The following is a 24,505-nucleotide window of genomic DNA, read 5'->3' as shown; positions in this document are numbered from 1 at the left end:
CAAGTAGGACATTAGTAATAATTAATGTTTTCATTTCCTAAAAGCAATTTCACGCACAATGATTTTTGTGATCCTCTGTGAATAAATTAACCATAAGGTATAGGCGATGTGAATATAGCTTGTATTATCCGAGCTCAATTTATGGCTAGGAAAATAAAATGAAAACAATGTGTTACAGAAAATACTTAAGCATAATAAGTTTGGTTTTTACATTGTCAGCATGTGGTGGTGGGGAGAGTGACTCTTCTACAAACACTATAGAAAAGCAGACAACTCTGGATCTTAGGTTTAACTCATTATTTGTTCAGAAAATAGAATCAGATGATGCTCGAAATAGAGTGGCGAGTGAGCCTCAACGTATGAATGATAGTCTGATAAAACAGGACTTACGCTTCACTGGAGAGTTAGAAATTACTAACGTAACTACAGGTGCAAAGCAAAATCTTGATTGGTTAGTTACGCTTCGTACAGATGGTGCTATTGATTCTCATAATACGATTACTCTAAAGCCAGGTTTTTATGATTTTAGGTTAGTGCTTGAGCGTAACAATATTCAGTATGTAGCACAGGCATTGGCACAAGAAATTACTTCAAATTCAAATGAGTCTATAGATCTAAAATTGTTACCAAATCTTGGTGATACAATTAGTGATATTAATGATGTTAAATATTTAACAACGATACGTTTTGAATATCCAGCGTCAGATTTTGCTGATATTGTTGAGCCAAGGTTCGGAATGTCGCTTAACCGTGGCGATGAATATATTTTTGATATTAATAAAGACGAGGGAACAACAGAGATAACTATTAGTACAGAGGCAGGGGAGCATACACTTGACCTTCGGCTATATGAAAGTGATCTACTTGTCGCTAATAACGAAAATAGTAATACCATCAATTTCGCAGAGGGTGAGAATGTTGCTGTAAACCTGATTCCATTGCAAAGTGATATTGATTTTAATATTGATCGTCTTAACCAAAATGGTGACTTTGTATTCAATATTCCAAAAGTAATTATTGATGAAGTGGGTGGTGCACAGTATGTTGCGTTGCTAGTGCGTATGACGGCTGGTGATAACCCTATGCAGGAAAAAATTCTTGATGTTGTAGATAATAATGGCATTTTTCAAGCATCTAAAAACTTCGATACTAATGGTGAGGAAATACTAACAACTTACCTTGGTTTTTATAATGCAAGTGAAGTTGGTGATGGTTTTAATGGGGTACCTTATGCAAGTTGTAGTACGACTATTAACGTTGAAAATAACCAAGTATTGGGTTGTAAACTAGAGTTAAAGCGTAACAATGTTGTTAGTGGTCGACTACTTGGCACATTAATGTTAAATGTCGCCGATAAAAATGGAGTTCCTGCGGTTGGTGCTGAGGTTTATTTAAATGATAAGTTAGTTGGTGTAACTGGTAATGTTTATCAAAATGGTTCGTTTAAAACGCATCAAGTTGCAGGTGATTATACACTTAGAGCAATAAAAGCCGAGGCTAAGCATGAATCAGGGTTTAGCTTGGCTCGATTAGAGGTGTTAAATAAATCAGTTAAATTGGCAATTGATGATTCAAATAAGAAGTTTCATTTTGTGAAATCCGATCAGCAGATTGATTCTGGTTGGGCAAATGGAAGACGAATAATTGCAGATTTTAATAATAATGGTCATTTAGATATATTTGAAACTAGAACGAATGATATAACAGACATTCTTTGGCTAAATGATGGTAAGGGTTACTTTACGTCATATACTGAAATTCAAAGAGAGGGCAATCAATACAGTAATGCATCTGCGGCAGGAGATTTAAATGGTGATGGTTACCTTGATTTAGTTGTTGGAGGTGCAAATCAGAGACCATTTATGGTTTATACCAATGATGGAAAAGGTAACTTTACTGAGTTTCATGAGATTAATACAAACGGTGTTGATATTGTAGAATTGGCTGATTTAAACGGTAGTGGCTATTTAGACCTTGTGACTTTTAGTAATTCTCAAGGAGGAAAGTTCAGCGTTTACCTTAACGATGGTTCTTCAAGGTTTAATTCGTCACCTGATTCTATCTTAACGAACCACGAATGTACTTATCAGTTAGATGGCGAAAGTGTGAGAAGTTCTATTTCAGATATGCAACTTGCTGATCTTAATAATGACGGTAATTATGACTTGGTTTTTTCATGTACAGCGAGAACATATAATGGTGTACTGCTACCAACGAAAAACAGTGGATTCTATTATGGAAATAGTGATGGTAGTTTTACTTTATCAGGGACTAGTTTCCCAAATGCTGGTGGTGCGACCCTAGCTGTGGGGGATTTAAATGGTAGCGGTTATAAAGATATTATACTTGGGAGCTTTGATAATATAGAACTGGTAAGCAAAGTATTTTGGAACAATGGTAAGGACGGTACTTTCTCTGAATTTGAATTACCTGTTATGTCTAATGGAAAGCGAGCTTTGTCGATGCAGTTGGCTGACATAGATAAAGACGGTTCTCTTGAAATTGTAAGCAAGCAATATAATGATGGATATTATGGCTTTTATAAATTCAATCAAGCTAGAGAGTTAGTTAAGCAAGGGCAGTTAACTATTCCTAGTACAGATAGAGCTCATTCCTTCTATATGGCTGATTTTGATGGTAATGGTAGACCTGATATCTTTGAAGAAGTTCATGGTTTAAGAGAACCATCAACCTTATATTTTAATATGTTAGTAAATTAAAATAGTTTAGAATAAAAATACTAGCCTATTGTAAATTGGCTGGTATTTTTTATTTGCTAGTTTTTGACGTTATGGTTTTCTATTCAACGAGATGTCAAAAAGCCATCATGTAAGAATCTTTTTTAGCACGTCACTCAAATAATACCCCTCAATGATATTTGCAACTAATTTCTGGTTTATATGACTTTTAGCTCTTTGTGTAAACGTTTACATTTATTTGAAAGTGATCACGATATTATTTTAAAGGCACTGGTAAACTTTACTAAAACCTAGCAGGAAGAGTTAATCATGAAAGTATTAGTAACTGGCGGAATGGGCTATATCGGTAGCCACACATGTATTCAAATGATTGAAGCAGGCATTGAACCTATCATTTTGGATAACTTGGGAAACAGCAAAGTCGCAGTGCTTGATCGCATCGAAGCGTTAACTCAAGTTCGTCCGGCCTTTTATCAGGGAGACATTCGTGATGAAGCCTTTCTAGATAGTATTTTTGCTGAACACACTATTTCATCTGTGATCCACTTTGCTGGTTTAAAAGCAGTGGGTGAGTCTGTCGCTAAACCTCTAGAGTATTACGACAACAACGTTAACGGCTCATTGGTTTTAGCTCGCTCAATGCGAAAAGCGAATGTAAAAAGCATCGTATTTAGCTCATCAGCAACTGTTTATGGCGATCCTGCTATTGTTCCTATTACTGAAAACTCACCAACTGGCGCAACCACAAATCCTTATGGTCGCAGTAAATACATGGTTGAAGAGTGTTTCTCTGATCTGTTTGATGCAGAGAACGATTGGAGCATTACCTTACTTCGCTATTTCAACCCAGTAGGCGCACATCCATCTGGCACCATGGGGGAAGACCCACAAGGCATTCCAAATAACCTAATGCCATTTATTGCTCAAGTTGCGGTTGGCCGTCGTGAATCATTGTCTGTATTTGGTAATGATTACCCAACACCAGATGGTACAGGCGTTCGTGATTATATTCATGTGATGGACTTAGCGGATGGACACATCGCCGCACTAAAAGCCGTAGGTGAAAAATCAGGTCTTCATATTTACAACTTAGGCACAGGTAAAGGTTCAAGTGTTTTAGAAATGGTTGAGGCGTTTGCAGAAGCTTCAGGTAAGCCAGTTCCTTATACTTTATGTCCTCGTCGTGCGGGTGATATTGCTGAATGTTGGGCAAGCACTGAAAAAGCAGAGAAAGAATTAGGCTGGAAAGCGACTCGCAATGTAATGGAAATGAGTGCGGATACATGGCGTTGGCAGTCGAATAATCCAAAGGGTTATTGAGAGCTAAAAGATTAAGAATTCAGATCAGTCGCAAGCTCCTTGGCAGAGTTCAGAGAAGAGCATGGTTAGAGCGCCAAATATAAGTATCTGGGTTCATGTGTATTTTATTAAAAAGAATTGAGTATGAAAATTATGTCAAATGTTGAGTTTAACCCAGTAGATCATCCGCATCGCCGTTATAACCCATTAACGGGTCAGTGGATTTTAGTATCACCACATCGTGCGAAACGTCCGTGGAGTGGTCAAGATGAAAAACCATCAACGGCTGAATTACCACAGTACGACAAAGGCTGCTTCTTATGCCCAACTAATGATCGTATCTCTGGTGATACCAACCCAGATTACAAAGGCACTTATGTATTTAGTAATGACTTTGCCGCACTAATGACGGATTCACCAGAAGCGCCACAATCAACAAATCCGTTATTTAAAACACAAGGGGTTCGTGGGTTAAGTCGTGTTATCTGTTTTTCGCCTGATCACAGCAAAACCTTGCCAGAGCTGCCAGTCGGTCAAATTCGTAATGTGATTGATACATGGAACGATCAAATTGAAGAGTTAGGTAAAGAGTACGTTTGGGTACAAGCATTTGAGAATAAAGGCGAGACAATGGGGTGTTCTCAACCGCATCCACACGGCCAAATCTGGGCAAACAGCTTCCTACCCAATGAGATTGAGCGCAAAGAAAAACATCTTAAAGAGTATTACCAAGAATACGGTTCAAACTTGTTAGTTGATTATGTTGAATCAGAATTAAACGATGGCGAACGCACTGTTGTTGAAACGGAACATTGGATTGCAGTAGTTCCTTATTGGGCTGCTTGGCCATTTGAGACCATGTTACTACCAAAAATACACATTCGCCGCATGAGTGAATTAACGGACGAGCAACGTGATGATTTGGCGTTAGCAATCAAAAAACTAACCAGCCGTTACGACAACTTGTTCCAGTGTTCATTCCCATATTCAATGGGTTGGCATTACGCGCCTTTCTTTGAAGAGGGCACAGACGTTGATCATTGGCAGCTGCATGCACTGTTTTATCCGCCACTGCTTCGCTCTGCATCGGTTCGTAAATTCATGGTGGGTTACGAAATGTTAGCCGAAAGCCAACGAGATTTAACTGCAGAGCAAGCCGCGCAAAAACTGCGTGATGTGAGTGATGTGCATTATAAGGATTAGGGACTAGGACGCTTCGCTAAAGGATTCAGGGGTATTTGTTGTGACTATGGTGTCTAACGAATGTAACCCTGAAACCTGCAGGGAGCTTGCGACCGACCTGAAACCTAAAGATAGAATTCCCTACAAAATTTTGAGAACAAGACGATGACAAATTTAATTAAAAACGTAAAAGACGCATTCAACTCAGTACTTTCTTACGCTCCAACTCACATTGTTCAAGCGCCGGGTCGTGTGAACTTAATTGGTGAACACACCGATTACAACGACGGTTTTGTATTGCCTTGTGCGATTAACTACCAAACGGTAGTGGCTGCAGCAAAGCGTGATGACAATATCGTTCGTGTCGTATCGGTAGATTATGGTAATGAAACCGACGAGTTTGATATTACTCAAGAGATCACATTCCAAGAAAACAAAATGTGGTCGAACTACATTCGTGGTGTGGTGAAATGTTTAATTGGTCGTGGTTTTGAATTCAAAGGGGCAGATATTTCAGTATCAGGAAACGTTCCTCAAGGTGCAGGTCTTAGCTCATCAGCCGCATTAGAAGTGGTTATTGGTCAGACTTTTAAAGAGCTTTATAACCTAAACATTAGCCAAGCAGAAATTGCGCTAAATGGTCAGCAAGCAGAGAACGAATTTGTTGGTTGTAACTGCGGCATTATGGATCAAATGGTTTCAGCGGAAGGTAACGAAAACCACGCAATGTTACTCGATTGTCGCTCACTAGAAACCACAGCGGTATCAATGCCAGAAGACATGTCAGTGGTTATTATTAACTCAAATAAAAAACGTGGTTTGGTTGATTCAGAATACAACACTCGCCGTGAGCAATGTGAAGAAGCCGCACGCATCTTTGGTGTAAAAGCACTGCGCGATGTAAGCATTGAAGAGTTCAACGCAAAAGCACATGAATTGGATGAAATGGTCGCAAAACGTGCGCGTCACGTGATTACAGAAAATGATCGTACCGAAGAAGCGGCAAAAGTGTTAGCGTCAGGGGATATGAAACGCATGGCTGTTCTTATGGCTGAATCTCATGCCTCGATGCGCGATGATTTTGAAATCACAGTAAACGAAGTCGATACCTTAGTTGATATCGTTAAAAACGTGATTGGCACAGAAGGCGGCGTTCGTATGACAGGTGGTGGTTTTGGTGGTTGTATCGTAGCTTTAGTTCCGCCAGTATTAGTGGATGAAGTTAAAGCAGCGGTTGAAGAGCTATACGAAACCGCAACAGGTCTAAAAGAATCAATTTATGTGTGCCAAGCAAAAAATGGTGCAGGTTTAGTGGAAGTGCTGTAAGGAATACACATGACAGAACAATCAACATTGTTCGAAACCATGACACAGGAGGCGGCCAGCGATGGTCGCCTTGCTCAGTTATTCGAACTCAAAAATGAAAACGGAATGTGCGCTGTGTTTATGGATATTGGTGCGACGTGGTTAAGTTGCAAAGTGCCAGTAAAAGGTAAACTACGTGAAGTCTTGCTGGGTCAATCGACAATGGCGGGTTTTAAAAAACAAGCAAGTTATATGGGTGTTACTGTAGGTCGCTATGCCAATCGAATTGCTAATGGTCAGTTTAAAATTGATGGAACTAAATACCAAGTAGATACCAACCAAGCAGGCAATACTTTACACGGTGGTTCAGAAGGGTTTGATAAGCGTCGTTGGTCAGTCGTAAAAGAGACAACAAACAGCATTGAATTTAGCTTAATTTCACCTGATGGTGACCAAGGTTTTCCGGGCGAGTTAACGGTTTTTGTTTCCTATCAACTGACTGATGATAATCAAATCGTGATCAGTTATAACGGACGTAGCACCAAATCAACCCCAGTTAATTTAACTAATCATGCCTACTTCAACCTACTTGGTGCAGACAGTGATTCTCTGGGTTTAGACCATATTCTAAGTATCAACGCCAGTGAGTACGTACCAACAAGTGAAGTTGGTATTCCAAAAGGTGCATGGAAAAAAGTAAAAGACACAAATTTTGATTTCACCGATCCAAAAGTGATCTCACAAGATTTTATGCTAGACAAAGATCAAGATAACGCCAAAGGTTATGACCACTCATTTGTGCTAGATAAAACTTGTGCAAAAGGGGAGTGTGCAGCAAGCTTAACGTCTCCTGATAGCTTAGTCACAATGCATGTGGTGACCACAAAACCAGCAATACAGCTGTATACCGGAAATTGGTTAGCAGGTACACCAAATCGTATTGATGGTGACTATCAAGATTATTCAGGTGTGGCATTAGAAACCCAATTCTTACCAGATGCGCCAAATCATCCTGAATGGCCTCAACCTAGTAGCCTTCTTTCGTCGAGTGATACTTACCAACACGAGACTCGATATCAATTTATTGTCTAATACGTATTTAGATTGGTATTAAAGAGGATATTATCAATAATGTAATTAAAATCCCTACGAGTTAATCGATTAGGGATTTTTTTGTTTTAGGCATTAATGTGGCTCGGATCTGAAATTTGTAGGATTTCTAGGAAAAAAGTGACTATGCTGATTATAGTTAATTATTAAATCAATAAGATAAGTGCTAGGTTTTTATGGCGAATAATATGTCACTAAAGAAAAAGAGCATGCTGGCATTAGCGTGCTACGTATGTTTTTTAATTACAATTATCGGCAGCATTACCTATTATGTTGTTGAGCCGCCTATTCGTGAAAATCTAGAAAACAACCTGAATCTAAGAACTCAACTGCTTGCCCGAGAAATAGATGATCCATTAAGTCATTCCCTTTCCACACTACACGCTTTAGTTGGGGTTGCGGTGAGTGGGTATTCTCCCGATATCATTACAAATATGCTTTCTTCGGTATTAAAAGAAAGTGATGACATCATTATCAGTGGTGGTATATGGCCTGAGCCGAATACGTTACTTCCCTCAAAACAGCTTGCGAGTTTATTTTTCTCTCGAAATGAAGAGGGGAAAGTTGAGCTGATTAATGATTACAATATCCCTAGCGTATCTCCCTATCAAAAAGAATCTTGGTATGTTTCGGTTGCACATGAAAAGAGTGCCAATCAAATATCATGGTCAGACGTTTATATTGATCCTTTCACTAAACAAAATATGATAACCGCCTCTCAACCCTATTTTGATAAAGGCCAATTTGTTGGTGTTGCGACGATTGATATTTCACTAAAAGGGCTGCTCAGTGTTATTGAAGCTCAAGCAGAAAAGCACAAATTAGGTATTATTATTAATAATGGTGATACAACCATCGCAGACTATAAATTTAACGTGCAAGATGATATGTACATTGTTAAACATATTATGAATGACTTTAACTGGAAGATACAAGTTGTAAACTCATACCGAACAGTTGCTGATGATATTTATGAACAAATAATTAATGTTGAATTAGGTATTGTTCCTATTTTGCTATTGTGTGTAATTATGGCTTACTACTTTATTAATCGTAGTTTAATTAAGCCTATTGTATTGATATCAGAGCAAATTAATAACACTAATTTGAGCGATGTTATTGATATCAATTACACCTATAATGATGAAATTGGCAACCTGATTGGGTCTTTTAATAAGAAAACAGAAAATCTAGAGATAGAGAAAGTAAAAGCAGAAGCGTCAACTAAAGCCAAAAGCTCGTTTCTTGCCAATATGTCTCATGAAATTCGAACGCCATTAAATGGCATTATCGGTATGTCTGATATTTTAGGTGGAACAGAACTAAACCCAGTACAATCTGAATATTTACAAACCATTGATATCTCCTCTCAAGCTTTACTGTTATTGATTAATGATATTTTGGATTTATCGAAAATAGAATCTGGTAATTTAGTGCTTGTACCACAAAAATCAAATGTTGCAGAGGTCGCCTATGACACAGTAACTGTGATGCTTAGTAAGGCTTCAGATAAGGGATTAGCGTTGCAAATTGAGCTAGATCCTGAATTGCCTAAATACGTTATGCTTGATGAACATCGCCTTCGTCAGGTATTAATGAATTTATTATCTAATGCCGTAAAATTTACCGAAACAGGTGCCGTGATTTTATCTATAAATTACGAAGACAAACCCAATAATTGTGGATCTTTACTGTTTTCAGTAAAAGATACAGGGATAGGGATTAGAAAAGATAAATTAGAGCAGGTATTTGAACCATTCACACAAGAAGACGGCTCTATTACGCGAGAATTTGGTGGAACAGGTTTAGGACTTGCGATTTGTCGTCAATTGGTTGAACTGCTTGGCGGGAATATTAAATTAGAATCAGAAAAAGGATTTGGTAGTAAATTTTATTTCAGACTTGAAGTGGATGTTGTAGAGAAAAATACAGCGACGGAAGACGATTACAGTGATACTAAGTGCTTAATTATAAGTAATAAAAATCACTATTCTTCTAAATTAGAATCAGAATGTAATAAGTTAGGTTTACAAACCAGTATCCTTCCTAAGCTTAATAAAAAAGAAGATCTTTCAAAACAGTATGATGTGATTGTGTATTGCCAAAACACCTTAACAGCGACAGTAGAGGAGGTGAAAATACTGAATGAATCCAATGAACGTGCTGCCATATTGTTATGTAAGAAACAACAAGATGAAAAAGCAGATTTCAGTAATGAAATAGACGGATTGATTATTTACCCTCTTCTTGGTCAGCGTTTTACTAAGTTAATGGCTAATGCTGTACAGAAAGCCAGCCAGAAAGAGCAGGATAATCAAGAGACGAAGCCAAATGCAGATACAGTTGATAGCATTAATACCGTCGCTGATATGACAGTGAAAGAGAAAACAATATTGGTGGTGGAAGACAATCTTATTAATCAAAAAGTAGCGTCATTATTATTAGTAAAAGAAGGCTATATTGTTGCCTTAGCCAATGATGGGAAAGAAGCCGTTGATATGGTGAAAGCTCAATCTTCGGTGTATTCATTGATATTAATGGATTGCATGATGCCAATTATGGATGGTTTTGCGGCGACAGAGGCTATTCGAGCGTGGGAGCAAGAGCAAATGGTAAAACGACTCCCAATCATTGCATTAACAGCCAGTGTATTTGTGGAAGATATTGATAAGTGCTACGAATCAGGAATGGATGATTACGTAGCAAAACCATTTAAAAAAGAGTTGGTACTAGAAAAATTAGAAGCCTATACATAGGCAACTTACTGCCTATCCGTTTTTATTAAACAGTAAGCTAATCTTCAATTCTCTTGTTTGATTACTGATGAGCGCTCTACCAAGGTAGCTTGAAAAATAGCCCTTTGAGTCGTGCCTGTGTTTCCCTTTGCTAAAGCTAATGAGAGTTCAGCAGCTTGCTCAGCCATTGTCTGAATAGGGTAATCAATCGTACTGAGTTTTGGGTATAAATACTTAGCGATGAGTCCGTTATCAAACCCCATTAAAGAAATATCTTTTGGAACAGATATTTGATGTTTCTCTAATGCCGACAAGGCACCTGCCGCCATATAATCGTTATAACAAACGACTGCTGTAATTGGTAAGTTTCGTGATAACAATTTTGTCATTGCCGCTTCGCCACCCTCATCAGTAGGCTGTGCTTCTGCGCTGTAGTTTTCATCAACGACTATGTTATGAGTTTCTAAGGCTTGTAGGTAACCCGCTTTACGGTGGTGGCTATCATCAATATCGTGTTCAGAGTTAATATACGCAATGTATTTATGCCCTTGAGTAATAAGATACTCTGTCGCTAGATTTGCCCCGTGTTGGTTATCTAATGAAATACAGCGATCTGCAATCTCAGGAATATGGCGATTGATAATAACTAACCCTGGTACTTCCTTTGCAAATTGCAGTAATTCTTGGTCGCTTAACCCTTTTGAATGAATAATCAGAGACTCGCAGCGGTTATTAATGAGTAACTCAATGGCCTCTTTCTCTGTGGTAGCATCATGATAACCATTGCCGATAAGTAGGTGTTTTTGATGAGCTTGAGCAACATTATCAACCGCTTTAAGCAGTGAGCCAAAAAATGGGTCAGAAACATCGCCCACCATAACCCCAATCGTATTGGTACTTTTGCTAACTAATGCACGAGCATTTGCATTTGGGCGATACCCCAGTTTTTTCATGGCAGTATTGACCGATTCGATAGCCGCCTTACTCGCTTTGGGCGATTTATTTACCACTCTAGACACAGTGGCAACAGATACCCCTGCTTCTTTTGCAACATCTTTAATGGTCGCCATAATTAGTTTAATCCTGTGATGTGGTCGAGATAAAATATTTGATCGAGTTAAAGTTTTAGTAAATATTTAATTGCTGTTTACTTATTCAGTAGCGTATTGTTGAGAATGTAAACGTTAACACTAACTTAAAGCTAAGGATAAAGTAAAATGGAAACAATTGCATACGGTGATTTCGCAAAATTAGATATTCGTGTTGGCAAAATCACAGACGTTAAACGTCATGAAAATGCAGACAAGCTTTACATTGTTCAAATTGATGTAGGTGAGCAGAGTCTTCAAACCGTCACAAGCCTTGTTCCTTATTACACAGAAGATGAACTAATGGGTAAACAAGTGGTTGTGTTGTGTAACTTAGCAAAAGCAAAAATGCGCGGTGAAACTTCCGAGTGTATGTTGCTGTGTGCAGAAACAGAAGATGAAAGCGAAAGCGTATTATTGACACCAGAGCGCCTGATGCCTGCTGGAGTTAAAATCGTCTAATTGGTTTAATAACCAAAAACATAAGCCAAGTGTATCCTTCCCCAGATAGACTTGGTTTTTTTATGAATAGGGTTTAACCACTTGTAATACCATATAAAAACAAGATAAATAGTGGATTAATAGGCCATACCTTCCTAAGTTAATTAATGATTATTTAATAATATGAAAGGTTGGCTACATATGGATTTTAAGAATGGCTCTTCAAGGGAAGTGAGATACCCCCCAAGTTATAATTTACTCTCTGTCACCAAACCAAGCAGTCACATTACTTATGCCAGTAAAGAGTTTTGTGAAGTGGCGGGCTACACGCAAGAAGAGTTGATAGGGCAGCCTCATAATATGGTAAGACACCCAGATATGCCTAAAGCAGCATTTGCGAATATGTGGGGATACTTACAAAATAATAATTCATGGATGGGATTGGTAAAAAATCGCTGTGCTAATGGCGACTATTATTGGGTTGATGCATTTGTTTCACCCATTTCAGAGAACGGACAAGTTATTGAATATCAATCTGTTCGAACTTGTCCTAAAAGAGAGTATGTTGATAATGCAGAAAAGATATACGCTCAACTGAACGCAGGAAAAACACCCCGTAAACTAAAGTTACCTAGAACCCGTTTGTGGCAACGTGCCGCTATCGCTCTTATAATTCCCGCTCTTTTTGCTTTTGGTCTTGAGCAATTTGTTCCTAATGCCGGCGTCCCATCATTATTCCTTTTAGCAATAACCTCTTTTTATATGATGACCCGTCGATTAGAAGCATTAAGTAAAGACGCTCGTGAGATCTTCAATAACCCATTAATGGAGCTTGTTTATAACAATAAAGTTGATGATATTTCAGAAATAGCGCTTGCGATGAAAATGTGTCATTCAGAAACTAACGCGGTTTCTGGGCGTATCCAAGATTCGAATGAGCAAGTGACTGCGGCAATGGAAGAGTCATTCCAAAATCTAGATACCATGTCAAATCAGCTTGATTCTCAATCAATGGAAGTAGAGCAAGTTGCCGCAGCCATTAACGAAATGCATTCAACAGCGCATGAAGTAGCAAGAAATGCACAAAATACCGCATCAACAACTGATGAAGCGAAAGTGGCGGCAGAGGAGGGGATGGTAGAAGTGAAATCCACATTACATGCCATCGATGTGTTAGCAAATCAGTTAGATCAAACGTCCAATTCGGTTAGAGAGCTTGAAGCAAACACTAATACCATTGAAAGTGTACTAACGATAATTCAAGGAGTTGCAGAGCAAACTAATCTCTTAGCCCTTAATGCTGCGATTGAAGCTGCTCGTGCTGGCGAACAAGGCCGTGGATTTGCTGTGGTGGCAGATGAAGTTCGTCAACTTGCTCAGAAAAGTCATGATTCAACCACAGAGATTCAAGCGGTTATTAACCTAATTCGTACAGGAACGAGTGCGGTTGTGGAGTCAATGGGGGAGGGAGAGAAGCTTTCCGCGGATTGTATTGAAAGTGCGAAGATTTCAGCGGATAAATTGGAACAGCTGTTGACTGAAATTACTGATATATCTGATCAAAACTCTCAAATAGCCACGGCCGTTGAAGAGATGAGTAACGTATCAGAAGACATGAATAATAACGTTCAATCCATTAGTCAATCGACTCAAGAATTATCGAGTTCAACGGCGTCCTTAGTTCAAGAAAGTCAGGCTGATAATGGAGGTTTGATGGATAATTTACTTTCTCAAAGTAAGCTAGCAGAGCAATTTAGGCACACTGGCTAGTGGGATAAAATAAAGTTTTTCTACAATATCAATACAAAGCATTGTCATTTCTAATCTTATTGGTTTTTTGTATTGGGCTTATCAATATAAATTGAAATATAGTGCTTTGATTCACACTTTTCTATCTTCAAGAAAGGTTGTTGTTAACTTGCTGTTAAATCTTACTGTATGGTTGGTTAAATAATAAACCGACTTCATAAACTAAAAAGGATTTTATATGCAAGGTATTGTTGATTTTCTCAATGGCATAATTTGGAGCCCAGTATTGATTTATCTCTGCTTGGGTTCTGGTTTGTTTTATTCTATACAAACTCGATTTGTTCAAATTCGTCACTTTAAAGAAATGTGTCGTCTGTTGTTATCAAACAAAGAATCAAGTAAAGGGATCAGCTCATTCCAAGCATTAGCAGTATCACTGTCTGGCCGTGTTGGTACGGGTAATATTGCAGGGGTTGCGGCGGCTATCGGTTTTGGTGGCCCAGGGGCGATATTCTGGATGTGGGTTGTGGCCTTCTTAGGTGCAGCAACGGCTTACGCTGAATCAACGTTAGCACAAATCTATAAAGAAGAAGACGAAGGCCAGTTCCGTGGTGGTCCGGCTTACTATATTGAAAAAGCGATGGGCCAAAAATGGTATGCGTGGATCTTTGCCATTGCGACTATTTTTGCTTGTGGTGTCTTACTTCCGGGTGTGCAATCAAATAGTATCGGTAATGCAGTTGAAACGGCGTTTGGTACTGGCGGTATGATTGATACAGGTATTGGTGTTTTCAGTTTTGCTAAAATCTTTACTGGTGCGGCTATCTCTGTCATCCTTGGTTTTATCATCTTTGGTGGTGTTAAGCGTATTGCGCACTTTACTCAAATTGTTGTGCCGTTCATGGCATTAGCATATATCATTCTTGCATTCGTTATCATCCTTCTTAACATCTCAGAAGTACCAACTATCTTTGCTATGATCATCGGTGATGCATTTACACCTATGGCAGGCTTTGGTGCTGCGATTGGTTGGGGTGTAAAACGTGGTGTTTACTCAAACGAAGCGGGTCAGGGTACGGGTCCTCATGCGGCAGCTGCAGCAAATGTTGATCATCCTGCGCAACAAGGTTTAGTTCAATCGTTCTCTATCTACATTGATACGTTACTGGTTTGTTCAGCTACCGCGTTTATGATCCTTATCACTGGTACATATAATGTTCAGGGTGGTGGTGAAGGCGTATTTTTAGTTCAAAATATTTCTGAGACGATTGGTGCTAATGGCCCAATGTTCACTCAAATGGCGATTGAAAGCACACTGCCGGGCATTGGTAAAATCTTCATTGCTTTTGCACTGTTCTTCTTTGCATTTACGACTATTCTTGCTTACTACTACATTGCAGAAACAAACATCGCTTATATCCGTCGTACAGTTAAAATTGATGGCATGATGTTCATCCTTAAACTGGTGTTAATGTCTGCAGTATTTTACGGCACTATTAAAACGGCCAACCTTGCATGGGCAATGGGTGATATAGGCGTAGGCTTAATGGCATGGTTAAACATTATCGGTATTTTGATCATCTTCTTTATGTCTAAACCGGCACTAAAAGCACTAAAAGATTATGAAGATCAGCAAAAGCGTGGCGTAACAAACTACACGTTTGACCCAGTAAAACTTGGCATTAAAGGCGCAACCTACTGGGAAGGAAAGCTAGAGCGAAACAAAAACAAATCAAGAGAGAAATAGTAAGCTAGCTTGATAAATATAAGAAAATGCCATCCACTGTGATGGCGTTTTTTTTTGGATTTACAAAGGAAGTATAACGAAATAAGGCCGCATTCTGGTATGCTATATTGCAATGTTAGGAGTTATTAAAAAAGGGAAGGATATGAGAATTAAGCAAATTATAGTACTTATTATCTCTCATTTGTCAGTGGGGGCATTTGGGGTTGCTTTGGGGATTTATATGCTTCCTATTCTGATTGCGCCTGAAGCACCCACAGAATCTGAAGTAACAAGTTTATCTTCTCAAGCTCAATATTCAGCTATTTTCAAAAAAGATCTTAAAGACAGTGATTCCTTTCATTGGGGAGAAGGTCTGGTATCTATTGGTTCAGAGTTTATTACGTTAACGGGTAAACTTGCTCCAGGGCCGGATTATAAGCTTTATTTATCACCTGAGTTTGTTGAGACAGAGCTTGATTTTAATCGCTTGAAATCCAATATGGTTTTTGTTGGTAATGTTAAGACCTTTGAAAACTTTGCGGTTCCAGTACCACAAGATATCGAGTTATCTAATTATAATACTGTCATCGTATGGTGTGAGACATTCGGTGAATTTATTACAGCAGCTAAGTATCAATAGTTCTTTGGTTGAATTTAACAAATAACCTGTCAGATTTCACAGTTGGTAGAGTGCAGTTAAAGTAATAAGCTATGTTTGTTCCTCACTCTGTGTTTCTGCAGGCAGCTACTGCAGTTTGGGACTCAATTGTAGCATTGAGTCCCATTTTTTTTGGGGGAGTATATAGAATATTTTTCTTCAATATTGAACGTTTAGAGGATTTCCCATTATCAGGTCGCAGTGTCCCTGAACTTTCTCATTTAGACTATCGTGAAATTGTATTGTCACCATGTCGTATTTTTTACAAAATAACCAACGATGATATTGTATATATTCTTTATGTCATGAGGGAAGAGCGTGAGTTACGCCAATTTGTTCTCAATGATCGTGGTTTGCAGTAAGAGTTCATTTAACAAATAACTATGGTGTGAATCGCTAATTATTGCGTGGTAAACCTTAGATTCGTACGAACTATGCAGCCTCATTAATTACTAAATTATCAATGAATTAAACGCCAAGTAGACATTGTCTACTTGGCGTTTTTTTGTTGGATTTATGAAGGAAATGCAATGAAACGGAGTGTCGTTCTGGTATGCTGTGTAGCATAGATATATAAATCATTTTCTGGTTGTTGATAGGTTATATTCAGTTGTTTTTGTGGATATTAGGAAAGTGAGGGGGATATTTGGATATTAGCTGCTTCAAAGAAGGAATTTAGTATGCAAGGTGAGAAATGGCTCTCAGGTACGGAGCTTAAAGGTAAAACAGTCACATTGATCCCACTACAGTTAGAGCATGCATCAGATTTGATTGAAGCTGCTTCTGATGGTGAGCTTTGGAACTTGTGGTATACAAAAATACCAAATGAAGAGACTGTAAACGGTTATATTGAATTGGCTTTAAGCGAACAAGATGCTGGGCGTTCTTTGGCTTTTTCTGTCATTGATAATGAAACTCAAACCATTATCGGTACAACTCGTTTATGCCACGCTGATTGTGTGAATAAACGGGTAGAAATCGGTTATACGTGGTATGCCAAAAGCTACCAGAGAACATCAGTAAATACCGAATGTAAGTTCCTTCTTCTTTCTCATGCATTTGAAAACCTCTCAGCAATCGCAGTTGAGTTTAGAACTCATTGGCATAATCATGCTTCACGTAATGCAATAGCCCGTTTGGGCGCAAAGCAGGATGGTGTAATTAGAAATCATCAACAAATGGCTGATGGAAGCTATCGAGATACCGTTTTGTTTTCGATAATTAATAGTGAATGGTTGGCAGCAAAAGCTAGTTTGTTATTCAAACTGGAAAGGTGCAGCTAACAAAGAAATCAACATGATTTATTACACTCGGCAATCTCAGTTTACCGAGTGTTTATTGTTTTAGGGTGTCAATTTAAAGTATAATTGCATGGTGGTAAATGTGTTATAAAGGCGTTATATTTCCAAGTGGTTAACGGTTAATCGTAACAAAAGGTAATATAGGTTTGTTTTTTTTATTTTAAAATATAGAATTACCGAATCATTTATCACCAACAACTATGAGGAGTTTTACTATGAGTTCATTAGTTAGTCAAATATCCTCAATTTATTTCAATTATCTTCCTCAAGTTCAAGCTGTAGCAGTATATCTCCCCAATAAATAGTATTTTTAAAAGATAACTCAAAACATCAGGATTACTTTGAGTTCTTTATCTTAATTTTACCCATTAAATTTTCTATTTGTTGATGGAGGACGTATGTCCTTTTTTATTATTTCTCAGATATTGGTAGGTTTAGCTGCATTATTTGATATCGCATCATTTCAGTTTACAAATCGTAAGATACTTTTATTGGCACTAAGTATTTCAGCGTTATTAATCGCTGCCCATTTTGCCTTACTAGAAGAGTGGACCGCTGCATGTTTACTTGTAATTGGTGCATCTCGTTACTTTGCAGGGATCTTTATATCGGATCCAAGAATGAAATGGTTGTTTTATTTTGTGACAGTACTAGGCACTATTTTAACGTTCAATGGCATCACAAGTGTACTAAGTTGTATTGCTTCGTTATTTCATACTGAAGCCTCATTCATGCGTAACGATAAACTTATGCGCTGGCTAATGGTTTTTGGGACAGTAGTTTGGGGGGCTCATGACATCATTGTTGGTTCGCCAGTGGCAGTGTTAATAGACATTTTATTTATAATAAGTAGTGCTATTGGTTATTATCGCATTTATATAAAGAATATGGTGGATAATAGGGAAATAATAAAGTAGATCTTATAAAGATAACAAAATGCATCAACACGATTTTCTATATTCGCCGTTGTAGGTTTGTCTTTAGTCTCAGCGATTAAGGCAGTAAAAATCAGATAAGTTTGCATAGTAGAAATCGTGTAATGCAGGCGTTATGTGCATTTTAGGATGGACTCTAGCCTTCAAGGTTATTAATTAAAGGCTAGAAATATTAAATGGTTACTATCAGCTAGGGTTCTCTTCTAGAATTTTACAAGCTTTAGTCACCGCATCATCAAGATTCGCTAATCTTCCAGCGCTAACTGGGCCTAAGACGCTTGAATATAAAGTAAACTTCTTATCAAAAGGTAAGTTTAATTGGTCGTACAGTTTCTGCCTAATTTCAGCGTACTGGTTAGGTTCTGCATTTGTTAAGTTCGTTAAAGTGTCATAGATGAGTGATGTTGTATCCATTAATTTATCTCCGTTTTGGTCACCTAATATTATCGCTAGTATAGGAATAATATTTACAGATACCCATCACACAATGATTAAAATCTTGCCCAAAATAACTAGTTAAAATTAAGGTAATGTGGCGAGTTCTTAAATGCTCAATTGTGATAATACACATAATAATTTTAAAAGCCGATTTACTACACTTACGCCTAAAATTGCCGAGTGTTTCTCTTTTCAGGGCGTAATTAAGCATAATCTATACAGCCGAAATCGTATTGTGTAGACGTAAACTGTTGCCGAAACTATTCAACTCATGTAAAACAGCTTCAGATTAAAATAGGAGTGTAATTTCATGAGTTTAGTAGTACGACAAGTAGAAATAAATGATGCTCAAGGTATCACCGATGTTCTTAATCCAATCATTACGGAAGGTTTGTATACTGTCTTAGATACGACATTTACCGTTGATGAAGAAAAAGAGTTTATTGCCCAGTTCCCAGAGCGTGGTGTATTCACTGTAGCAATTAACGAAGATGACTCTAAGGTTATTGGTTTTCAAAATATAGAGCCGTTCGCGTCATATACCAAAGCTTTCAACCATGTAGGTATTATTGGTACATTTGTTGGTAGTGATAGCAGAGGCCAAGGCGTATCTAAAAAGCTGTTTCAATCTACGTTTGAAGTTGCGAAAGCCAAAGGGTACGAAAAATTGTTTGCTTATGTTCGTGGTGACAATGAACGAGCGTTGGCCTCTTATGTTAAACAAGGTTTTGAAGTGGTCGGCATTGCTAAAAAGCACGCAAAAGTCGGTGATATTTACGTTGATGAAACGCTAATAGAAAAGTTCTTATAAGTTCTATTGCTAATTTAAGAGGATAAAATATGAGATATTTAATATTGTGCCTGTCTTTTGTGATTTTTGGGTGCAGCAATCAAGCAGATCTAAACCCTGATTTACAGCAATCAGTCTCTGAAGCTACCCAAGAAAATGAGCCAGTATTCTCTACCGGATATGCAGATCTAAACGGTGATGGTTTAGAGGATGCCGTGGTTTTTCTTAAAGGAATGCAATGGTGTGGTTCTGGGGGTTGCACGCTTATGATTTTCGAAAATCTGGGTGATAGCTATCAATTGATATCTAAATCATCCGTAACGAGTACTCCAATTAGTGTGGCTAAAACCGAAACTAATGGGTGGAAAGACTTAATCGTGTGGTCGCGTGGTTCAGGGTTGGTTTTAATGAAGTTTAACGGTCAACAATATCCTCGTAATCCTTCTTTAGAGCCTGCAGCTAGTGAGCCACAAATGTTAGAGGCACGTCTGATTTTAGAGTGATAATTAACAAAGTTATAATTAGGCTTTACAATCCTCGTTAATTCCTTTAGCTTAAGGACAATTATTTTTTCTAGAGTGTGTAAGTTATGTCTACAGGCATCAAACAACATCAAGCAGGTTTACTCACTGCTTCTAAGCGTAATGCTTATGCACTCGTCTCTGTCGTCGTTGTCATTTACTGATACTGACGATTTTTTTATTCGTCAGTTAGGCTGGCGGATAGATAAGACCCTTTCTTCATAATCTTCTAGCTAAATTGACACCCTGTTTTAATTTATAAAAGGTATGTCGTTTGAACAGAAGAGATCTTGCCGCTATCGGCTTTATGACATTTGCACTCTTTCTTGGTGCAGGTAACTTAATCTATCCACCCTTGATGGCACAACAAGCTGGCGATAATTGGCTTATTGCTATCGGTGGTTTTCTATTAACTGCTGTTGGCCTGCCTGCAATCACTTTGGTCGTATTAGGCCGTTTATCTTCTGCAGATAAGTTGACATCAGCCTTACCAAAATGGATGGATCGCTCATTCTGGTTCTTGGTATTAACCACATTGGGACCTGCGTTTGTTTTGCCTCGTGCTGTTACCGTTGCTTATGAGATGGGCATTAAGCCTTTCTATTCAGGTAATGGGCTAATGGTATTCTCTGCGTTATTCTGTGCTCTAACGTTATGGTTAGCATTGAAACCGGGTAAGTTAATTGATTACATCGGTAAAATCATGACACCAGCGTTGATCGCTATGTTAACGATATTAGTCGTAGCGGCATTGCTAAATCCATTAGGCTCTCCAAGCCAAGCTATTGAGATTTACGAGCAAGCACCTGCGGTAAATGGATTAATTCAAGGTTACATGACATTAGATGCAATCGCAGCGGTCGCCTTTGGTTGGGTTATAATTCAAACTATTCGTAGCAAAGGTGTGGAGAGTAAAAAAGCTATTTCTTACTACACATTACGCATTGCCGTTATTTATTCAGTATTGATGTCATTATGTTACTTAGCAATGGGCTATTTAGGCTCAACATCGTCTGAAATTGCACCAAGTGCAAGTAATGGTGGCGAGATCTTAACGCGTTATGCGGCAGGGGAGTTTGGGGTATTAGGTCAACTTCTATTGGCTGCAATTACCTTAATGGCGTGTTTAACCACTACAATAGGTCTAACCAATGCGAACTCTGAGTACTATAAAAATACTTACGGCATCACGTTTAAAGTGAGTGCTACCGTTATTATGGTATTAACGGCGATCATTTCAAACGTAGGGTTAGAGACGATCATTGAGGTGAGTTTGCCTGCTATTCTGATCTTATGCCCGATTGCTATTGCGCTTATCATTGCGATGATCTTGATGCCAGAGAAAACAAGCACAGAGAAACCTGCGATTTCAATGAGCCACACCACGGTAGTCTGTATCGCCGCTCTGTTTGGTACGATTGATGCGCTGCATATTCTGGATAAATTACCAGAGGGCATGAACGCGTTTTGTGAGCAATGGTTACCCTTGTATGCATCTCATACTTCTTGGTTGCTTCCTGTATTTATTACTATCTTTGTTAATAAAGCCTTCAGTAAAGCAATGCCAAAGCGTGTGGCGATAAATAATTAGTCCCTATAAATAACTCTTGTTGTAAAATAAAATGCCAGTCAGATTAATTGACTGGCATTAGTTAGGTATAAGGTTGTTTTTTATAGTTTATAGAACTGCATTAACAGTATTGTTTACTATATCTATAGATTGAGTGATCTCATGACCTAATGCTGAAGGGTACCAAACTTCAACCCAAATCTTATTAACATGGTTAGGAAGCATTACTGTCGTTTTAAGCTCTGTTTGATCATTCATTGGTGTCAAAATAAATTGGGATGTGTAATCTACAGCGCCTTCATTGAATTCACTATAGAGAGACATAAACCCTCGATCACTTTGAGAATTTGCAACAGAAAGGGTGATGGAAACTTCTCGTTCTGTTGCAAAATTAAAGCCTTCAGGTATCGATAACTCACTTGTTCTTATCCCATCGTTAGTATCAGGTGTTGCGCTTGAGGATGGAGCCGTAGAACCTGGGGAAGAAGAACTAGATCCAGAATCACTACAAGCAGTAATAAAAACTAGGGCTACAATGCTCAGTAATAAATTAATTCTTTTCATAAATCCTCCGTGTTAGTCAGCAGTTGACCAAGTTTCGCTAGCATTAGGGTTAAGGTACCAAGTTGGTTTATCAATACCACCTGAAGTTGCCCATTCTGCAAAATCGGGATAAGCATAACCAACATCAATGTACTCTGAAGGGTGATTCCAAGGTGATGAAATCAAGATCCCCCACGGTAGATTACCTGTCGTACGGTAATATTTACTAGCTGCAGGATCTGAATCATCCTGAGCGATACCGTAGAAACTGCTGACCAGAGTTCCTCGTGTAGTTGGAGGAAATCCTGCTGTATGAATTTCTAGATCTTTACCTGGTGCGGTAGAGAAACTATCACCATGATACAGCCCATAGCCAGCTGCAAAGATGAATGGGTCTGCACCATTTAATGGTAATAATGAACTAACGCTTGGCTCACTACCATCATTGAAAGGCAGAGAGATACTAAAGGTCATTTGTTCAGATTCTAATGAAGCACTGCAATACGGATTGGTGCGGTGAAATTTACACTCTTCATTAATAATGATGTCATCGCGTAAATTTAGTGATGCTACAACAATAAGATCTCCACCTGGAGAGGCAACACTTTTATCCTCACCTGTAAACGGTGAAATATTCGCTCGAGTTACTCCATTTTTTTCTAAGCGAGCTAATGGAAGATTAATATCAGATTCGGAGAAACCATTAAGTTTCCAACCTAATCCATTACCATAAGATGCACCGTATGCCATGATGGTACCAGTAAGATCAAATCGTAATACTTCACTATCTTTACTTACAATGGTAGTTCGGTAATAAACAACCACATCATTTAAGTCGAAATCACCAATTTCAGGCCAATTATCCTCAAATGCTGCAGTGTAATAACCTGAATGCTGAATTGTTGTTCCTGGATCCGTTACGTTAAATACATAATCTTCGACTTCCCCATCACCAACATAGCCAGAGCTTGGTATGTTAGGATTACTTGATAAGCGGAAACGTGTTTGAACAGAACCAATAATGGCGCTATCACTGACTCGGATAGGAACCACTTGTACACCACTAACAACTGGGTGATTTGTTAAAATTTGTTCACCCTCATCAAATGTTCCATTCATATCCCAGTCAGCCCATGCTTGTAAATAACCACTACCAGTAACATTTACATTAATTAGAGTATCAAGTCCTTTTTCTAAGCTAGTTAAAATGGTAATACCGTCATCATCATTACCATCAACATCAAGGTCATCACCATTTGATGCGATACCTGGTTGACCATCGGTATCAGCATCAATACTGCTACCTAGATATACGTTACTGGTCATTGCATGTTCAGCACCATTATTTGATTTAAGTGTGTTGTAGCTATCTGGAGCATCACCAAAATCAGATTCATCAGAACTTCCAATTGGTGGCGTAAAATCATCAATGTCCCAGTTACCATCAAAAGCAGAGAAAATTGGGTTTGGTAAAGGGCTGTTACTCGCGGTAACGGTTTCAAATTGAAGCGTAACAATAGACGTATTTTTATAAGTAAACTTTACTGCACCCGATGTATCAGTTTCATTGTAGTTTGTTCCAGGACCTGTAAATAAAACAGAAAGTCCATCAGGACTTTCTTCTGCTGTGAGGCTAGCTCCTAGAGAACCTGTTTGGTAGCTATAGAAACCTTCGTTTTTGTATACACGGACTTGCTCTGATTGAACGGGCTCACCATCTATATCGTAGCCAATCATTTCAAACTCAGGGATAGTGTAGGGGATTGAAAATGTGCCAGATAGCCCATCGGTTCCATCGTAAAATTCAAAAGTATAAATAAGACCTGCTGGGCCGGGTGAGTTAGTTTGATAAAGGAAACCTATATCGCCACTAGGTTGTGTTGAACCTTCTTTATAGTTCGGGGTATGGTATAAAAAGGTTGCGTCACCAATGATTCGACTACTTATTTTTGCATCAATAGTTTTACCATTGTGGATACCGACATTGAGAAAATGCATTACTGGGCCATCGTAAGAGGGACCGAAACTGTTAATTAGATTAGTGGACTCTATATGATTAGAAAAATCCAAATCTACAGTGGTCGCGTAGATGGGCGCGCTTGCTAAAGTAAACGCGATAAGAGAAAAAAGCTGTTTATATTTCATAATAAGCCTCTTCGATTATTTGAATGAGGAAATACCCTCAATACAATGAATAGATACATTGACTTGAAATTATTCGGTAAATAAAAACAACTAGAATTTGTTACTAAGCAAGCTCAACTGACTTTATAGTAAAGCAATGCTACGGATAGTATTTGTTAATTCATTTAACGTACCGTTTCCTTCAAGTAAGTATCATCACGCAATATGTATACCAAAAAGTGTTTAATGGATGAGATTCGAATTTGTAAATGAATAAATCTAATACTATCA

Annotated in this window: 20 protein-coding genes; 16 read left to right on the top strand and 4 right to left on the bottom strand. The window is 38.3% G+C overall.

Going from position 1 to position 24,505, the window contains the following annotated elements; all coding sequences use genetic code 11:
• The first annotated feature begins 158 nt into the window (after positions 1 to 158).
• The 6 genes from ED622_RS00350 (at position 159) to ED622_RS00325 (ending at position 10,351) form a co-directional block, all read left to right on the top strand.
• Complete coding sequence (locus tag ED622_RS00350; RefSeq protein ID WP_122032005.1) at positions 159 to 2,720, top strand: VCBS repeat-containing protein; 2,562 nt, start codon at positions 159 to 161, stop codon at positions 2,718 to 2,720.
• A gap of 288 nt (positions 2,721 to 3,008) precedes the next feature.
• Positions 3,009 to 4,019, top strand: a complete 1,011-nt coding sequence (gene galE, locus ED622_RS00345; protein WP_122032004.1) for a UDP-glucose 4-epimerase GalE — start codon at positions 3,009 to 3,011, stop codon at positions 4,017 to 4,019.
• Between the two features lie 132 nt (positions 4,020 to 4,151).
• The gene (locus ED622_RS00340) at positions 4,152 to 5,201 is read left to right on the top strand and encodes a UDP-glucose--hexose-1-phosphate uridylyltransferase (RefSeq protein WP_122032808.1); all 1,050 of its coding nucleotides are present in this window, start codon (positions 4,152 to 4,154) and stop codon (positions 5,199 to 5,201) included.
• A 144-nt stretch (positions 5,202 to 5,345) separates the two neighbouring features.
• Positions 5,346 to 6,506 (top strand): galactokinase, encoded by a 1,161-nt coding sequence (gene galK / locus ED622_RS00335; protein ID WP_122032003.1) that lies wholly within the window; start codon positions 5,346 to 5,348, stop codon positions 6,504 to 6,506.
• 9 nt (positions 6,507 to 6,515) lie between these two features.
• Entirely contained in the window at positions 6,516 to 7,577 is a 1,062-nt protein-coding gene (galM, locus tag ED622_RS00330) for a galactose-1-epimerase (protein WP_122032002.1), read from the top strand.
• Positions 7,578 to 7,783: 206 nt separating this feature from the next.
• Positions 7,784 to 10,351 carry an ATP-binding protein gene (locus tag ED622_RS00325; protein ID WP_254052562.1) on the top strand — a complete coding sequence of 856 codons (2,568 nt, stop codon included), beginning with the start codon at positions 7,784 to 7,786 and terminating at the stop codon, positions 10,349 to 10,351.
• Between the two features lie 44 nt (positions 10,352 to 10,395).
• On the opposite strand, the gene ED622_RS00320 is transcribed toward ED622_RS00325, so the two are convergent.
• Positions 10,396 to 11,400, bottom strand: coding sequence for a substrate-binding domain-containing protein (locus ED622_RS00320; RefSeq protein WP_122032000.1), 1,005 nt, complete (start codon positions 11,398 to 11,400; stop codon positions 10,396 to 10,398).
• A gap of 147 nt (positions 11,401 to 11,547) precedes the next feature.
• Between ED622_RS00320 and ED622_RS00315 the strand changes: the two genes are divergently transcribed.
• From ED622_RS00315 to ED622_RS00285, 7 genes are all read left to right on the top strand, one after another.
• Positions 11,548 to 11,880, top strand: a complete 333-nt coding sequence (locus tag ED622_RS00315) for a tRNA-binding protein (RefSeq protein WP_122031999.1) — start codon at positions 11,548 to 11,550, stop codon at positions 11,878 to 11,880.
• Positions 11,881 to 12,060: 180 nt separating this feature from the next.
• Positions 12,061 to 13,629, top strand: a complete 1,569-nt coding sequence (locus ED622_RS00310; protein ID WP_122031998.1) for a PAS domain-containing methyl-accepting chemotaxis protein — start codon at positions 12,061 to 12,063, stop codon at positions 13,627 to 13,629.
• Positions 13,630 to 13,846: 217 nt separating this feature from the next.
• Positions 13,847 to 15,355, top strand: coding sequence for a sodium:alanine symporter family protein (locus tag ED622_RS00305; RefSeq protein ID WP_122031997.1), 1,509 nt, complete (start codon positions 13,847 to 13,849; stop codon positions 15,353 to 15,355).
• A gap of 142 nt (positions 15,356 to 15,497) precedes the next feature.
• On the top strand, positions 15,498 to 15,974 hold the full coding sequence (locus ED622_RS00300; protein ID WP_122031996.1) for a DM13 domain-containing protein: 477 nt from the start codon (positions 15,498 to 15,500) through the stop codon (positions 15,972 to 15,974).
• A 71-nt stretch (positions 15,975 to 16,045) separates the two neighbouring features.
• Entirely contained in the window at positions 16,046 to 16,354 is a 309-nt protein-coding gene (locus ED622_RS20020; RefSeq protein WP_254052561.1) for a type II toxin-antitoxin system RelE/ParE family toxin, read from the top strand.
• Between the two features lie 318 nt (positions 16,355 to 16,672).
• Entirely contained in the window at positions 16,673 to 17,275 is a 603-nt protein-coding gene (locus ED622_RS00290) for a GNAT family N-acetyltransferase (protein WP_122031995.1), read from the top strand.
• Between the two features lie 416 nt (positions 17,276 to 17,691).
• Positions 17,692 to 18,210 carry a YgjV family protein gene (locus tag ED622_RS00285; protein WP_122031994.1) on the top strand — a complete coding sequence of 173 codons (519 nt, stop codon included), beginning with the start codon at positions 17,692 to 17,694 and terminating at the stop codon, positions 18,208 to 18,210.
• A gap of 204 nt (positions 18,211 to 18,414) precedes the next feature.
• On the opposite strand, the gene ED622_RS00280 is transcribed toward ED622_RS00285, so the two are convergent.
• The gene (locus tag ED622_RS00280) at positions 18,415 to 18,642 is read right to left on the bottom strand and encodes a PAS factor family protein (protein ID WP_122031993.1); all 228 of its coding nucleotides are present in this window, start codon (positions 18,640 to 18,642) and stop codon (positions 18,415 to 18,417) included.
• Between the two features lie 334 nt (positions 18,643 to 18,976).
• Here ED622_RS00280 and ED622_RS00275 point away from each other — a divergent pair, with 334 nt between their 5' ends.
• From ED622_RS00275 to brnQ, 3 genes are all read left to right on the top strand, one after another.
• A complete protein-coding gene (locus ED622_RS00275; protein ID WP_122031992.1) occupies positions 18,977 to 19,477 on the top strand; it encodes a GNAT family N-acetyltransferase in 501 nt (166 codons plus the stop codon).
• A gap of 29 nt (positions 19,478 to 19,506) precedes the next feature.
• Complete coding sequence (locus ED622_RS00270; protein WP_122031991.1) at positions 19,507 to 19,959, top strand: hypothetical protein; 453 nt, start codon at positions 19,507 to 19,509, stop codon at positions 19,957 to 19,959.
• A gap of 292 nt (positions 19,960 to 20,251) precedes the next feature.
• Positions 20,252 to 21,568 (top strand): branched-chain amino acid transport system II carrier protein, encoded by a 1,317-nt coding sequence (gene brnQ, locus ED622_RS00265; protein ID WP_122031990.1) that lies wholly within the window; start codon positions 20,252 to 20,254, stop codon positions 21,566 to 21,568.
• Between the two features lie 87 nt (positions 21,569 to 21,655).
• On the opposite strand, the gene ED622_RS00260 is transcribed toward brnQ, so the two are convergent.
• The gene (locus ED622_RS00260; RefSeq protein WP_122031989.1) at positions 21,656 to 22,111 is read right to left on the bottom strand and encodes a hypothetical protein; all 456 of its coding nucleotides are present in this window, start codon (positions 22,109 to 22,111) and stop codon (positions 21,656 to 21,658) included.
• Positions 22,112 to 22,123: 12 nt separating this feature from the next.
• Positions 22,124 to 24,235, bottom strand: coding sequence for an LruC domain-containing protein (locus ED622_RS00255; RefSeq protein WP_122031988.1), 2,112 nt, complete (start codon positions 24,233 to 24,235; stop codon positions 22,124 to 22,126).
• Positions 24,236 to 24,505: the final 270 nt, after the last annotated feature.

Origin of the sequence: Aliivibrio sp. EL58 (genome assembly GCF_900312675.1) — a bacterium.
In the GTDB taxonomy this organism is placed as follows: domain Bacteria; phylum Pseudomonadota; class Gammaproteobacteria; order Enterobacterales; family Vibrionaceae; genus Aliivibrio.
Note: the sequence above shows the minus strand (reverse complement) of the source record. Positions and strands in the feature narration are given on the sequence as shown.

Excerpts from the sequence above, each read along its gene's own strand:
- ED622_RS00350 (WP_122032005.1), top strand. The coding sequence starts at position 159 with ATGAAAACAATGTGTTACAGAAAATACTTAAGCATAATAAGTTTGGTT.
- galE (WP_122032004.1), top strand. The coding sequence starts at position 3,009 with ATGAAAGTATTAGTAACTGGCGGAATGGGCTATATCGGTAGCCACACA.
- ED622_RS00340 (WP_122032808.1), top strand. The coding sequence starts at position 4,152 with ATGTCAAATGTTGAGTTTAACCCAGTAGATCATCCGCATCGCCGTTAT.
- galK (WP_122032003.1), top strand. The coding sequence starts at position 5,346 with ATGACAAATTTAATTAAAAACGTAAAAGACGCATTCAACTCAGTACTT.
- galM (WP_122032002.1), top strand. The coding sequence starts at position 6,516 with ATGACAGAACAATCAACATTGTTCGAAACCATGACACAGGAGGCGGCC.
- ED622_RS00325 (WP_254052562.1), top strand. The coding sequence starts at position 7,784 with ATGTCACTAAAGAAAAAGAGCATGCTGGCATTAGCGTGCTACGTATGT.
- ED622_RS00320 (WP_122032000.1), bottom strand. The coding sequence starts at position 11,400 with ATGGCGACCATTAAAGATGTTGCAAAAGAAGCAGGGGTATCTGTTGCC.
- ED622_RS00315 (WP_122031999.1), top strand. The coding sequence starts at position 11,548 with ATGGAAACAATTGCATACGGTGATTTCGCAAAATTAGATATTCGTGTT.
- ED622_RS00310 (WP_122031998.1), top strand. The coding sequence starts at position 12,061 with ATGGATTTTAAGAATGGCTCTTCAAGGGAAGTGAGATACCCCCCAAGT.
- ED622_RS00305 (WP_122031997.1), top strand. The coding sequence starts at position 13,847 with ATGCAAGGTATTGTTGATTTTCTCAATGGCATAATTTGGAGCCCAGTA.
- ED622_RS00300 (WP_122031996.1), top strand. The coding sequence starts at position 15,498 with ATGAGAATTAAGCAAATTATAGTACTTATTATCTCTCATTTGTCAGTG.
- ED622_RS20020 (WP_254052561.1), top strand. The coding sequence starts at position 16,046 with ATGTTTGTTCCTCACTCTGTGTTTCTGCAGGCAGCTACTGCAGTTTGG.
- ED622_RS00290 (WP_122031995.1), top strand. The coding sequence starts at position 16,673 with ATGCAAGGTGAGAAATGGCTCTCAGGTACGGAGCTTAAAGGTAAAACA.
- ED622_RS00285 (WP_122031994.1), top strand. The coding sequence starts at position 17,692 with ATGTCCTTTTTTATTATTTCTCAGATATTGGTAGGTTTAGCTGCATTA.
- ED622_RS00280 (WP_122031993.1), bottom strand. The coding sequence starts at position 18,642 with ATGGATACAACATCACTCATCTATGACACTTTAACGAACTTAACAAAT.
- ED622_RS00275 (WP_122031992.1), top strand. The coding sequence starts at position 18,977 with ATGAGTTTAGTAGTACGACAAGTAGAAATAAATGATGCTCAAGGTATC.
- ED622_RS00270 (WP_122031991.1), top strand. The coding sequence starts at position 19,507 with ATGAGATATTTAATATTGTGCCTGTCTTTTGTGATTTTTGGGTGCAGC.
- ED622_RS00260 (WP_122031989.1), bottom strand. The coding sequence starts at position 22,111 with ATGAAAAGAATTAATTTATTACTGAGCATTGTAGCCCTAGTTTTTATT.
- ED622_RS00255 (WP_122031988.1), bottom strand. The coding sequence starts at position 24,235 with ATGAAATATAAACAGCTTTTTTCTCTTATCGCGTTTACTTTAGCAAGC.